Origin of the sequence: Robertmurraya sp. FSL R5-0851 (assembly GCF_038002965.1) — a bacterium.
In the GTDB taxonomy this organism is placed as follows: domain Bacteria; phylum Bacillota; class Bacilli; order Bacillales; family Cytobacillaceae; genus Robertmurraya_A; species Robertmurraya_A beringensis.
Window position 1 is genome coordinate 4727352 of record NZ_JBBOOE010000001.1, and the last position, 13670, is coordinate 4741021.

At 38.2% G+C, this 13670-nt stretch carries 11 protein-coding genes and 2 tRNA genes; all 13 read right to left on the reverse strand.

All coding sequences use genetic code 11. The features are described 5' to 3' along the window. Positions 1-601: 601 nt before the first annotated feature. The 13 genes from rlmH to dnaB all read right to left on the reverse strand — a co-directional run bounded on the left by rlmH (position 602) and on the right by dnaB (position 13558). Positions 602-1081 carry a 23S rRNA (pseudouridine(1915)-N(3))-methyltransferase RlmH gene (gene rlmH / locus MKX65_RS24055; RefSeq protein WP_340906087.1) on the reverse strand — a complete coding sequence of 160 codons (480 nt, stop codon included), beginning with the start codon at positions 1079-1081 and terminating at the stop codon, positions 602-604. Positions 1082-1161: 80 nt separating this feature from the next. Then, positions 1162-1320, reverse strand: a complete 159-nt coding sequence (locus tag MKX65_RS24060; RefSeq protein WP_340906089.1) for a CxxH/CxxC protein — start codon at positions 1318-1320, stop codon at positions 1162-1164. A 170-nt stretch (positions 1321-1490) separates the two neighbouring features. Beyond that, positions 1491-2699 (reverse strand): S1C family serine protease, encoded by a 1209-nt coding sequence (locus MKX65_RS24065; protein WP_340906091.1) that lies wholly within the window; start codon positions 2697-2699, stop codon positions 1491-1493. 173 nt (positions 2700-2872) lie between these two features. Next, positions 2873-3667: an MBL fold metallo-hydrolase gene (locus MKX65_RS24070; RefSeq protein WP_340906093.1), complete on the reverse strand. Its 795-nt coding sequence runs from the start codon at positions 3665-3667 to the stop codon at positions 2873-2875. Position 3668: 1 nt separating this feature from the next. Beyond that, entirely contained in the window at positions 3669-4478 is an 810-nt protein-coding gene (locus tag MKX65_RS24075; RefSeq protein WP_340906095.1) for a two-component system regulatory protein YycI, read from the reverse strand. Next, on the reverse strand, positions 4465-5784 hold the full coding sequence (locus tag MKX65_RS24080; RefSeq protein WP_340906097.1) for a YycH family regulatory protein: 1320 nt from the start codon (positions 5782-5784) through the stop codon (positions 4465-4467). Before MKX65_RS24080 ends, MKX65_RS24075 begins: the two co-directional genes overlap by 14 nt. Continuing rightward, positions 5781-7619, reverse strand: a complete 1839-nt coding sequence (gene walK / locus MKX65_RS24085; RefSeq protein ID WP_160547715.1) for a cell wall metabolism sensor histidine kinase WalK — start codon at positions 7617-7619, stop codon at positions 5781-5783. Before walK ends, MKX65_RS24080 begins: the two co-directional genes overlap by 4 nt. A 7-nt stretch (positions 7620-7626) precedes the next feature. Then, on the reverse strand, positions 7627-8334 hold the full coding sequence (gene yycF / locus MKX65_RS24090) for a response regulator YycF (protein WP_160547714.1): 708 nt from the start codon (positions 8332-8334) through the stop codon (positions 7627-7629). A gap of 166 nt (positions 8335-8500) precedes the next feature. After that, positions 8501-9976, reverse strand: coding sequence for a M23 family metallopeptidase (locus tag MKX65_RS24095; protein ID WP_340906099.1), 1476 nt, complete (start codon positions 9974-9976; stop codon positions 8501-8503). Positions 9977-10354: 378 nt separating this feature from the next. After that, positions 10355-10427: transfer RNA gene (locus MKX65_RS24100), tRNA-Phe, on the reverse strand. 60 nt (positions 10428-10487) lie between these two features. Then, positions 10488-10559: transfer RNA gene (locus MKX65_RS24105), tRNA-Glu, on the reverse strand. 147 nt (positions 10560-10706) lie between these two features. Continuing rightward, positions 10707-11999, reverse strand: a complete 1293-nt coding sequence (locus MKX65_RS24110; protein WP_340906100.1) for an adenylosuccinate synthase — start codon at positions 11997-11999, stop codon at positions 10707-10709. 194 nt (positions 12000-12193) lie between these two features. After that, positions 12194-13558: a replicative DNA helicase gene (dnaB, locus tag MKX65_RS24115; protein WP_160547711.1), complete on the reverse strand. Its 1365-nt coding sequence runs from the start codon at positions 13556-13558 to the stop codon at positions 12194-12196. Positions 13559-13670 lie beyond the last annotated feature (112 nt).

Sequence of the window (13670 nt, forward strand, 5' to 3'; positions counted from 1 at the left end):
ATTTTTAGAATTAGCGGGTATTAATGTGAAGTAAAAAAGAGGTTAAATGCGTTTTGACTCGTGAAGGTAAAATAAGACATAAAAAATAAAAAAGAAAGGTGAGAAGAACGTGTTGCAGAGGAATTTGGGGATAGAGTTATTTTTAGTTTAAAAGTATTCTAAAATTTTTCAACCAATTTCTCTAAAAATTTCAATAAAATTTGCATCACTTCTATTTCTGCTGATGAAAATTGTATGTTTTAGCCTCCTCATCCTTAGAGGCATTTGACTTAAAAACTTCATTTTGCTTAAATAAGTTGTCTCGTCCTTACTCACATAACCTCCGACAACCAAATAACCGGAGTTTTTCCGGTTAAATACAGAAAGGAGCTATTTTTAGGGTGTATAAGCGGAGATTTTCCGATTAAGCTGACCAAAATCCCTCATTTTCACGTTTTTTGAGTCAATAGACGGAATTTCTCCGTCTATTTAACCAATATTCCAGCCAATTTATAAATTAAGCGGAATTCTTCCGTCTATTAATCAGACTGGATATTTAACCTGAACTTCTGCTACTGTAGCCTCCCCATCCTTAGGAGAGGCATTTGGTTAAAAACCTCATTTACTTATGATAAGGTTCATTCCTATTAATCCGGTAAGCCCGATACACCTGCTCAAGCAGAATCAACCTCATTAATTGATGCGGGAATGTCATTTTAGAAAATGATAACTTTTCATCCGCACGGTTCAGTACATCCTTACTTAAGCCCAGTGAACCTCCAATTACAAAGGCAATTTTACTTTTTCCATATGTAGCTAACTTATCAATCATATCCGCCAGCTCTTCTGACGATCGTTGCTTTCCTTCAATCGCCAGCGCAATGACGTATGTGTCTGGAGAAATTTTTGCTAACAGCCGTTCTCCCTCTTTATTCTTCACCTGCTCCATTTCAATGTCACTTAATTGCTCTGGAGCTTTTTCATCTGGAAGCTCAATCACTTCGACTTTGGCATATGCCGTTAGTCTTTTCAAATACTCATCGATACCTTGCTTTAAGTATTTCTCTTTAAGTTTGCCAATTGTTAATAATGAGATATTCACACTTCATCCTCACTTTACGAACAAGATATCCACAGAAGTTATCCACATGTCCACAATTTTCATCCACATCTTGTATAGGATCATTTGTTCCCTACCATATATATAGCATCATTTCGACAATATTCACAGGTTGTTGATAACTCATTTCCCTCAACTTTCATTAAGGTTGGAAATGTCTCAAACTCATCTACGACCGTATCTATGGCAAGATCTACGTGTTCCTCACAGCAATAAATCATGTTATTTCCCTCCTTCAAGATTCTCCAACTTCAACAAAATCCTATGTGGATATCTTATATATAGTTTATCCAAAACTTATCCACATTCCTTTCCCATCCTACCAAAACTATCATGAAATTTCTATCCACAAAAAAGAAATGCAGACCGTAAGCCTGCATTTCTCTCACAACTATAACGTATTTCCACCCAGCTTTATCGTTGTTTCTTGAAGCTTTCCAGCACGGTAGAATTTAATTTTCAGCTGATCTCCGACTTTCTTTTTATTATATAGATGCTTTCTTAAATCAATAACATCCTTAATTGGATCACCGTCCATTTCAACAATCACATCCAAATCTTCTAACCCTGCTTGTTCTGCAGGTGAATTTGGATCCACTGTCATTATTACCACTCCAGATGTTACATCTTCCGGAAGTTTCAGTGTTTCTTTCTGATGATACGCTGATACTTCATTTACTGATTGAAGTTGAATTCCCATGTAAGGTCGCTTTACTTCACCAAACTCCTCTAGGTCACTAATGATTGGCTCAGCAGACTTTATTGGAATGGAGAGACCAATTCCCTCAACAGAACTTTGTGCAATCTTCATCGAGTTAATACCAACCACTTGCCCACTAATATTAATTAGTGCTCCCCCACTATTACCTGGGTTAATCGCCGCATCGGTTTGGAGTACTTCAGCCTGCCAATCAATCGCTCCGTCTTGGTTAATATCAACAGGAATCGCACGCTCTAAACCTGATACAATTCCTTGTGTAACAGAGCCTGAAAACGTTGCTCCAAGTGGATTTCCAATGGCGATCACTGGTTCACCAATTTTTAAGGCATCAGAATCCCCAAACTCAGCAATGGTTTCAATTTTGCTTCCATCCACTTCAAGTACAGCCAAATCGGTCCAAACATCACTACCTCTTAGCTTGGCTTCAAGCTTTGTTCCATCAGACAATGTGACCTCAAGCGAGTTTGCCCCTTCTATTACATGATGATTTGTTACAACGTACGCTTTGCCATCCAATTTTTTATAAATAACACCTGATCCTGATCCTGCTTCCTGTCTACTCGATTCTGACCAAAAACTTGTCGTTTGAAGGTTTGTAATTCCAACAACCGCATCTCCAGCTTTTTCTACTGCCTTTGTTATATCTGTCACTACGTTTAGGCTAACATTTTCTGTCCTAACCGCGTCGTTGTTTGTTGTGCCTTCTTCTACATCCGAGTCTGTTGAATATGGAAGAACACCAAAGCCAATTCGAGGCAAAGCAACCACAATAAGAAAAACACCTAAAATGGCTCCAACTAGACTTGCTAAAAAGTATCCTCCTCGATTTCCTTTTTGTTTTCTGTACCGTGTTTCGTAGTCTTGATCATAATAACCCACGATTCACCAATCCTTTCAAACAATCATGATCTATGTAGTTTGTATCTATATATATAATATAATCCCTTCTTGCTTGAGAATAAACCAAAAAGGTGACCCGAAAGTGAAGTGACCCCCAAAAGTTAAATTTCTACTCTAACTTTTGGGGTGCAGTACAAAGTCGGAATCACCTTTTATACCGCCGTTAACACAGTTGGAACTTTCGGATCGGTATCGTATAAATCAAATTGCTCTCCAATGATGATGCCCTTACTTTGAAGTGTTTGCTCAACAGCCATCTTTGCTAGATCCTTCATATTGTTATCCTGACTTAAATGAGCTAGATAAATACGCTTTGTTTGATCACCAGCTACTTCACTCATCGCAATAGCTGCATCCTCATTCGATACATGTCCAACATCACTTAAAATTCGGCGCTTAATACTCCATGGATACTTTCCCATGCGAAGCATTTGAACGTCATGGTTGCTCTCAAAAACAAACACATCTGCGTTATGAATGATTCCCTTCATACGATCGCTAACATAACCTGTATCTGTAATTAAGACGAGCTTTTTTCCATCCTGATGAAATACATAAAACATGGGTTCAGCCGCATCATGAGACACCCCAAATGATTCAATATCCACTCCACCGAAGCTTTTTACCGTTTCCATATCAAAAGTAAATTTCTGCTCGACAGGAATTTCCCCAACTAAATGGTTCATAGCCGCCCATGTTTTAGCGTTAGCATAAACAGGAAGATTATACTTTCTCGCTAATATTCCGACCCCTTTAATATGATCACTATGCTCATGGGTAACAAAAAGTCCAGACAACTTACTAATATCACGATCAATTTTTTGAAAAAGTGCTTCCATTTGCTTCCCACTTAGTCCTGCGTCTACTAGGAAGGATTGACCTTCCGATTCTACATAAATCGCATTCCCTGTACTCCCACTCGCTAGGATACTAAAATGCAATGACATACTATTCACTCCAATTATTTTCTTCGTCCTTTAGTTGAATGACTTGTCCTTCAAAGGCATTCACAAATAAATTCTCCCCTCCGTTTAACACAAAGCGCCACGCAGGTGTTAATACCTGTGAAGAAGTTAAACGAACAAGTGTGTAATAACCAAACTCGACTCTTTCTATCTTTGTTCCATACGGTAAATAGCCATTTTCATAAAGTGTTTCTATCGCTTTGATGGGCTGAATAATTCTTTCATCTTCCGACAGCTCCTCGATTTTATCAAGGAGTGTTTGTTTATAGGAAACTACTTCATTATCGCTATTTAAATAGAACGTGATTTGGCCGCTTGGATTTTTATATAGTAGCTTTTCTTGGTACTGCTGATAGTAAGTAATGCTTTTTTCGTTTTCATCTCTTCCCCAGTAACGATACTGGTCACCATTAATGACTGAGCCTTTTAAAAACGCATCTAATTCAGGTGGTTGACCTTTGCTACTCACTTTTAGGGGTGTATCTAATTTGGATTCAATGTTTTGATTGTTCCTTATCGTAATGGTTTGACCGCTGAGTGTAGTATCAATAAGCATTTCAACCTCTTCCTCTGAAAACACCCTCGGTACCGTACTTAAGTACTTGTCCTTTTCAAAGTTTTTTGGAAGATCATTGTATGAGATTTCATCCGCCTTTAATCGGTTTTCTAAAGAAGGATTGGTCGCATATTCATACTTGGTTGCGGTACGTATCTTTAAGAATTCATTCATAAGATAGATATTTAAAACGAAAAAGGAAAGGATAAAGATGGTTTTTATTCTACTCCAATCCATGCTTTATCCCTCCATCTTCACTGCTGGGCACCATTTTCCACTCATCATTATACTTATAATACCAAGCAGGTTCTAAAAAAATTACATCCTGGCTATCCTTAGACATGTGATAGCCAATCGTAAGATCCTGAAGAAAATCAAGGTCAAAACCCTCTACATTTGTCAGTTGCTCTAGCACGTTTGTACCAGATGGCAGAGTGATTTCAGTGGCTTCCACTCTACTTCCTAACATAAAGTTACTTCGATAATACTTATTAATCTCACTAGCATTCCAGATTTGTAAAATTTCTGATACTCCATTATCGCCAAAAATTGGGTAACCACTTAAATCATATAAACGGAATAAAATCACCTGTTCCGACTGGTCCATTTCTACATATCGATAATTATCCGTCCAACCCCCATGGCTGTTAATAAAATCAATGCTCTTTTCCAGGAGATTTTCCGACTTCGTGGTTGTTCCACTCTCTACATTTTCTGTTTTTAGATAGGAAACCGTATTGGTTTCATAATTGACACTCATCAATGTAGTAGTATCGGTATATTCTTCACCGAAGGAACTATAATTTTTGGACACTAAATTTGGGTCACTAAACAGAGCATCCCGAAGTTTTTCCGTTTGTATCTTCAAATATAGATATTTATATAAGGCAATTTTTACTGGATCTTTTCTAAGCATCGTAAAACTTTCCCGGTTAATTGGTTCATAAAGAGCAAACTTTTCATTCGCACTTATGTCCATTAAATAACGTTCTTTAAAGTCGTTAATATAAGAGGCTGAAACATAGGCCCGAAGCACTTCTTGTTCTTTCGAGGAAATAAAATATACGACTCCTCCCTCTCTTGTTTCCGGCTCTAAATCAATAACAATTCGGTCAAAGTTACTTTTAGGAATATCATTACTAGGTAATTGTAACGCGCTACGATACTCCTTTAAAGGAACAATATCAGGAAAAATAAGTTCTAAAGCATTTTTATCATAAATAAACGACGGGATATTTTTCACTAAATCCGAAATATCTTCAAATTCACTAAATCCCCATAAGCTTAATTCTTTCATTGTTTGATCAATTTCAAAGGAATCAAATGTACCATAGTGTTTCTCCCCTTGATGGAAAAACAGTCTTTCAGGACGGACAATTTTGCTCAATTCCTTTGTTTCACCAAGCGATACCTCTTCAACGGTGTTTCCACTTTCCTTCAAAGTGTCATAATTGGGCTGATATGTCCACAACATCCACGTAAGAAGAATGCTAAAAACGACAAGAATTAATAGGACGATAGACTTTATCGTTTCATACTTCATGTCCAGTCATCCTCCTCATTTCGATCATAAGGGAGGGTGAATGAGACCGTCGTCCCTCTCCCTTCCACACTTTCGGCCCAAATCTCTCCTCCATGGGCTTCTACCATTTCTTTTGCGATGGCTAGTCCCAGACCTGTCCCACCAAGCTTTCTAGTTCTTGCTTTATCCACTCGGTAAAATCGTTCAAAAATCTGCTGAAGATTTTCACTTGGAATGCCCATTCCTTGATCACTAACACTAACTATAATATGATCTTCTCTTTCTTCCATTTTAAAGGTGATTTTTCCACCCTGTGGGGAATACTTCATGGCATTCGAAATAATATTATCAAGAACTTGTGTAAGCTTATCCTGATCTCCCTCAACAAAGGCACCTTGCTCTAATAGTTTTCGTTCAAAAACAGTATTTTCGTCCTTTATAATCTCAAAACGATCAATAATTCGATTAAAGAAATCAACAAAATTAAGCCATTCCTTCTTTAGTCGATAATCCTTACTATCCATCTTAGAAAGTTGAAGCAAATCATTTACTAAACGTATCATACGTTCTGTTTCTGTTTGCGTAACACTTAAAAAGTTTGGAGCGATTTCCTCGTCCTTCCAGGCACCATCTGATAATGCTTCTAAGTAACTTCTCATCGTCGTTAAAGGTGTCCGTAACTCATGTGACACATTGGCAACAAATTCTCGTCTCTCTAAGTCAATTTTCTCTTGTTCCGTAATATCATGAAGAACCGTTATTAGACCGTTCACAAATCCAGTTTCCTTTTGAATGACCGAAAAATTCGCCCGTAGAATCAGAGGCTTTGTAGCCGTGCTATAGTCCAAAATAAGTGACTCTTTCTCTACCAGTAAATCTTCAAACGTATAGTCTTCTTCTAAGCCTAGTAAAGACACAATAGAGCTAGACAGTATTGTTTCACGTGAAACGCTCAAGAGCTTTGCTGCAGGTTCATTAATGAGGATTACACGTCCTTTTCGATCGGTAGCTACCACACCATCTGTCATATAGGAAAGAACAGATGTTAACTTTCGACGTTCTCCCTCAGTGGTTGCTTGTGCCTCTTGCAACTTTTTTGTGAGATTATTGAAAGTAATGGCCAATTGCCCAATCTCATCATATCCGAAAACTTTCACCTTTCGAGAAAAGTTCCCTTTTGCCATTGCCTGTGCTTGCTTTCGCATATCAGAAATAGGCCTTGTAATTGTTTGTGCAAGTAGAATTCCAAGTACTGCTGTAATCAATAATGCAATACCCGTTCCTGTGGCAAGAATATTATTAATGGTCTTCATTTGTGAATACACATTTTCTTTTTTCGCTACCAAGTAAATAGCACCAGTCACATCATCATCAGAACGAACGGGTGTAACTAAAATCCAAATCCGGTTTCCAGTCTGTGGATCTATTTGAGTAACATCTTCCCCTTCATCGGCAGAAGTAGCTATGACTCGTCTAATTAATGTATCCGTAGATCTTTGACCTACGATTCCTTGATTATAAGGATCTGATGTGCCAATAATTCTTTGAGTACTTGCCTCAATTAAACGAACCTCTGAAATATCTGTCGTTTTCAAATCAGACAGTATCTTCTTTACAGCCTCTTCCAGAGTGGGTCCCTCATCATCGGTGTTACGTTCCTTGCCCAATTCTTCCCCTAAGTAATAGGCTAAAAGATTAACTCTCTCTTCAATAGAGGTTTCAAAATTTCTTAATAAGGTACTTTCAAGCTGCCTGACAAAATAGACACCGATAATTTGCATTGCAATTAAAATTAACAATACATAAATCATTACAAACTTAAGATGAATAGATCGAAAGAAACCAACCTTTTTCATTTACTGATTACTCCTGTTCAGGATTTCGCAAATAGTATCCAACCCCTCTTCTTGTCACAATCCATGTAGGGTGACTTGGGTTATCTTCAATTTTTTCACGGAGTCTTCTAACTGTTACATCGACTGTACGAACATCGCCAAAGTAATCATAGCCCCAAACGGTTTGCAGTAAATGTTCTCTCGTCATCACTTGTCCGATATGCTGAGCTAAGTAGTGAAGTAGTTCAAACTCTCTATGAGTAAGCTCGATCATCTCCCCGCGCTTCGATACAATATAAGCATCTGGATGAATCGTCAATGAGCCTAGTTCAATCTCATTTGTCTCATCTTGTTCCTGCTGACTTATATTCGTTTGATGTCTTCTTAAATTTGCTTTCACACGAGCAATTAATTCTCTTGTACTAAATGGCTTTGTTACATAGTCATCTGCTCCAAGTTCAAGACCAAGTACCTTATCAATTTCAGAATCCTTAGCTGTTAGCATAATAATAGGCATTTCATATTTTTTACGTACTTCACGACATACTTCCATGCCATCTCGTTGAGGAAGCATGATATCTAGTAAGATTAAGTCTGGCATAATTTCTTCTACCATCTTTAATGCCTCGTTACCATCATAGGCACAATATACATCATACCCTTCCTTTTTTAAATTAAATTGAAGGATATCAGCAATCGGTTTTTCATCGTCGACAACAAGTATACGTTTTTCCATTTCATAGCTCCTTTTTTTGGGCTGTCTATTTATTTTATCTTCCGCTATTTTTACTGTTCATAGTCCTTACTTTATCATGATATGCCTATGAATTCACGTTTTTAGAAGGCAAATCACTTCATTAAGAAATAGAAAACCTCTAGTTTTCACTAGAGGTATTAATATATTATCTATTTACATAATTTAGTGGGTTTACTAAACTACCATTCTTATAAACTTCAAAGTGAAGATGAACACCTGTTGAATCTCCAGTTGAACCCATAACACCAATAGCTGAGCCCTTAACAACCGTTTGACCAACACTTACACTTATAGAAGCTAAATGTGCATAAACGGTACGCATCCCGTTATTATGATCAATGACAATTTTATTTCCATACCCGGCATCATACCCAGCAGATACGATTGTTCCATTGTCAGCAGCTTTAATAGTTCCACTACTAGGACGTGCAATATCTATACCTTTATGTTGTTTGCCCCATCTAAAGCCCATTTGGCTGGAAACATAACCGCCATTTGCCGGCCACGCAAGGGATCCGTCTCCACGAGATGGAACAACTTTTGTCCCTTTTCTAACAATATAATTAACAGGTTCTTGAAGGATCTTTTCGCTCGTAACCTCTTGAGCTACACGGATACCATTTTGCTCGGAGACTTTATATGTTACCTCGCGAGCTCCTTCTTTCCCCTCTTGCTCTACTTTTGTATCGCCTTTATACATAGCTCCATCTTCTATTACTTCATTAGCAAATGCGATGGTTTCCTTTTTTGCCTCTTCTTTTACAACTACTACTTGTAGAAGGGGTTGGAGGAAGGTTACATTTAATTCTTGCCCAATCTTTATTACACTATCTTCTGTCATACCCGGGTTAATGGATAATAACTGTGCCATGTCCATTCCATGTGCTGAGGCAATTCCACCTAACACATCTCCCTCTTTCACAGAGTATTTCTTTTCTTCTAAAGTACCCTTAGTTAAAAAGGTAACTGCTTCCTCAACAGTTAATATTTTATCTGGTGTAACTTTCTCTACATTTTGTGAAACTTCTTTTGTGAATGAAACGTCTAATAGACGAACTTCATTTTCCTTTAGCGTAGGTAATACCTCTTCAGGAGTTGCCTTACGAGTTTCCAACTCTGTTAGTTGCTCCTGTGTAACATACTTTAGCTTTAAAGCATTTAACACCTGGTCCGCCTCAGCTTCACTTTTTAAGTAAGCTACTGCTTTTCCATCAATGACTAAGGCTGAAGCATTAGCTTGAACGGCCAGTTTACTTTGAATGATTTCTGCAACTTCTTCGTCACTTGTTTTAGCAGTAGAACCAAACACTTGCTCTGAAACATATGTAAGTTGTGAATCAACGGCTAAATCTAAATTTGTATACGATTGCTTAAACTCTTCTACTTTTTCATCTAGAATCTCTTGAACCACTTCTTTGTCAGAAACAGTACCAACGTATTCTTTATTCATATATACATAGTATACCGTGCTTAATTTTGAGCCATTAGCAGATGCTGAACCTACACCAAATGTAAGTGCTCCTAATGCCATTGCTGATATAGCTACCTTTTTTATTGTAGGTTTTAGACTATTAGATGTATTGATCGTTAGTTCGGAAAGTCTCTTATTGAAAAAACCCATTCTCTAATCCTCCTAGACTAGCGCAACAAAACACTTTTAGTGCTTTTAACTCTTTTTATTTTTACTTAGTTGCAAAATAAGCCTTCTTTACTTTACCATAAATAAGCCATCAAGAGTTTACTAGCACTTGATATGTAACATAATTGTATAATTAATGACATTATATTACAAAGGCTCGTCGAATGAATAGATTGGTAACTTCTGAAGAATTCCTAGCAAAACATTGATATAACAGCGTTTATTAATAGAAACGCTTTCATATTACTATAGATCACCGAAATTTATTTCGACAAATTTCTTGGAAGAATTTTACTTGAATATTACATCTCTGTAACAAAAAAGAGGAATTTGTCATAGGACAAACTCCTCTTTCATAGATGGCTCAGGACGGAATCGAACCGCCGACACAAGGATTTTCAGTCCTTTGCTCTACCGACTGAGCTACTGAGCCGTATTTATGTATTTATAAAAATTCCAACCTCTTGCCTTTGAAGAGATTGGAATAGTGTGATGACCCCTACGGGATTCGAACCCGTGTTACCGCCGTGAAAGGGCGGTGTCTTAACCGCTTGACCAAGGGGCCATGTGTTAATTCGACATATTATGACGACGTTTTTTATATTAGCATAATAGCTTTATAGATTGCAATATGTATTTTATAAAAAATTTATTTTTTCCTAAATAAAATATTCGCCACTACTTTTAGTGGCGAATATTGAAATGAAATGGATTAGCTTTGTCTCCATGGATTTAACACAACATTTGTTTGTGTACGATCTGGACCTACAGAGAAAATAGACAATGGAATACCTGTTAACTGTGCAATTCTCTCTAGGTAGTGACGAGCATTTGCTGGTAGCTCAGCAAGTGATTTGCAGCCTGTGATGTCTTCCGTCCAACCTGGCAGCTCTTCAAAGACTGGCTCACAGTCAGCTAATGTTTTTAAGCTTGCTGGGAATTCCTCAATTACTTCCCCTTTGTATCGATATGCCACACAGATCTTTAACGTTTCAATCCCTGTTAACACGTCGATAGAATTTAAAGAAAGATCTGTAATTCCACTGACTCTTCTAGCATGTCTAACGACTACGCTGTCAAACCAACCGACACGACGCGGACGTCCTGTTGTTGTACCGTACTCACGACCAACCTCACGGATTTGGTGACCAATTTCGTTATCTAACTCCGTTGGGAAAGGACCGTCCCCTACACGAGTCGTATAAGCCTTAGATACCCCAACTACATGCTTAATTTTAGTAGGCCCTACACCCGAACCGATTGTCACTCCACCTGCAACAGGATTGGAAGAGGTAACAAATGGGTATGTACCTTGGTCAATATCCAGCATAACTCCTTGAGCACCTTCGAAAAGAACACGGCGTCCTTCATCAAGTGCGTCGTTTAACACAACTGAAGTGTCACACACATATTGTTTAATTTGTTGGCCATACTCGTAATACTCATCAAGAATATCTTCAATCTTAAAGCCTTCAGTCTCATATATACGCTCAAGCAAACGGTTTTTCTCTTCTAGGTTACGGGCTAGCTTTTCCTCGAACACCTCACGGTCAAGAAGGTCAGCAATACGAATTCCGATACGCGCTGCCTTGTCCATATAAGCTGGGCCAATTCCCTTTTTCGTCGTACCAATCTTATTTGCTCCCTTGCTTTCTTCCTCTACTTCATCAAGGCGCAAATGGTAAGGCAAAATAACATGTGCACGGTTGCTCACGCGAAGATTATCTGTTGTAACACCCTTGTCATGTAAGTAAGCAAGCTCTTTTACTAAAGCCTTTGGATCTACTACCATCCCATTTCCAATCACACAAGCCTTATCGCTATAGAAGATTCCAGATGGAATTAAATGAAGCTTATACGTTTCTCCACCGAACTTAATCGTATGACCGGCATTATTTCCTCCTTGGTAACGAGCGATCACTTCTGCATTTTCTGATAAAAAGTCTGTGATCTTACCTTTTCCCTCGTCTCCCCACTGTGTTCCAACTACAACTACTGATGACATATAACAGCACCTCCAAAGGTAACTAACATTTTTTCGTGCAACTCAAACAAGATTAGTTTACCAATTTGAACAGCTAAAAGTCAACAAAACCCGAACGATTTTTGTAAGATTAATATTTTTTGTTCGTAATTATTTCTTGTTTCATAGAAAAAAGACTAGCCGGTTTGTAGCTAGTCTTTTATTATTCTAATCTATTAAGCTCCAGGTGGAACACCATTATCATCAAAACGCCGCTCCAAGTTAACAAACTTATTATATTCTTTCACAAAAGCTAATGATACGGTTCCAGTCGGACCATTACGCTGCTTCGCAATAATGATTTCGATAATGTTCTTACTTTCCGATTCACGATCATAATAATCATCACGATATAAAAAGGCAATTACATCAGCATCCTGCTCAATACTTCCTGATTCACGGATATCTGACATCATTGGACGCTTATCTTGACGCTGCTCTACCCCACGGGAAAGCTGTGATAAGGCAATCACAGGTACTTTCAACTCACGAGCAAGAGCCTTTAAGGAACGGGAGATTTCTGATACTTCTTGCTGACGGTTCTCGCCAGAACGACCACTTCCTAGAATTAGCTGCAAGTAGTCAATTAGAATCATACCTAGACCATGTTCCTGCTTTAATCGGCGGCATTTCGAACGAATATCTGTAATTCTTACCCCTGGGGTGTCATCAATAAAGATACCAGCATTCGATAAGCTTCCCATAGCCATCGTTAGCTTACCCCAGTCCTCATCTGTTAATGAACCCGTTCTAAGCCTTTGTGCATCAATATTTCCTTCTGCACAAAGCAAACGCATAACAAGCTGTTCAGCGCCCATCTCGAGACTAAAAATAGCAATATTCTCACCGGTTTTCGATGCAACGTTTTGCGCAATATTTAAGGCAAAGGCTGTTTTACCAACGGATGGACGTGCTCCTACAATGATTAAATCATTCCGTTGAAACCCTGCTGTCATACGGTCGAGCTCTGAGAACCCTGTTGCTAAACCCGTTACTTCACCCACGCGGTTATTCATGATTTCAATATTGTCATATGTTCGGACAAGAACGTCCTTTATATTATGAAAAGCACCAGCATTTTTTCGACCGGATACTTCTAAAATACTTTTCTCTGCTTCCCCTAATAACACTTCAACTTCGTCTTCTCGTGTGTATCCATCCGTTGCAATCGTTGTTGCAGTACGGATCAATCGCCGAAGCAAAGATTTTTCTTCAACGATCTTAGCATAGTACTCTATATTGGCAGCTGTCGGGACCGAACCAGCTAATTCACTTAAATAACTAACTCCACCAGTATCTTCAAGAAGCTTTGCAGCTGAAAGCTCTTCTGTCACAGTTATTAGATCGACGGCTTTTCCTTTGTCGCTCAGCTGTAACATCATTTGAAAAATTTTCTGATGTGCCGCTCGGTAAAAATCATCAGGTATTAATATTTCTGATGCCATTGTAAGAGAAGATGGTTCCAAAAATATCGCACCTAAAACCGCCTGCTCAGCCTCTATATTTTGAGGAGGGAGACGGTCAGCATATAAATCATTCATTTATAGTAACCTCCCTTTGCTTCTTAGAGGAAATGATGAAAACTAGAAAAAATGTGACCAGTAAAACGGGTCACATTTTGTTAGCTACTCTATTTTATCATGAATATACCGA

Bases quoted from the DNA above. Each gene is read 5' to 3' on its own strand.
- MKX65_RS24060 (WP_340906089.1), bottom strand. From the start codon at position 1,320: ATGATTTATTGCTGTGAGGAACACGTAGATCTTGCCATAGATACGGTC.
- MKX65_RS24110 (WP_340906100.1), bottom strand. From the start codon at position 11,999: ATGTCATCAGTAGTTGTAGTTGGAACACAGTGGGGAGACGAGGGAAAA.
- MKX65_RS24075 (WP_340906095.1), bottom strand. From the start codon at position 4,478: ATGGATTGGAGTAGAATAAAAACCATCTTTATCCTTTCCTTTTTCGTT.
- MKX65_RS24095 (WP_340906099.1), bottom strand. From the start codon at position 9,976: ATGGGTTTTTTCAATAAGAGACTTTCCGAACTAACGATCAATACATCT.
- MKX65_RS24080 (WP_340906097.1), bottom strand. From the start codon at position 5,784: ATGAAGTATGAAACGATAAAGTCTATCGTCCTATTAATTCTTGTCGTT.
- MKX65_RS24070 (WP_340906093.1), bottom strand. From the start codon at position 3,667: ATGTCATTGCATTTTAGTATCCTAGCGAGTGGGAGTACAGGGAATGCG.
- yycF (WP_160547714.1), bottom strand. From the start codon at position 8,334: ATGGAAAAACGTATACTTGTTGTCGACGATGAAAAACCGATTGCTGAT.
- dnaB (WP_160547711.1), bottom strand. From the start codon at position 13,558: ATGAATGATTTATATGCTGACCGTCTCCCTCCTCAAAATATAGAGGCT.
- walK (WP_160547715.1), bottom strand. From the start codon at position 7,619: ATGAAAAAGGTTGGTTTCTTTCGATCTATTCATCTTAAGTTTGTAATG.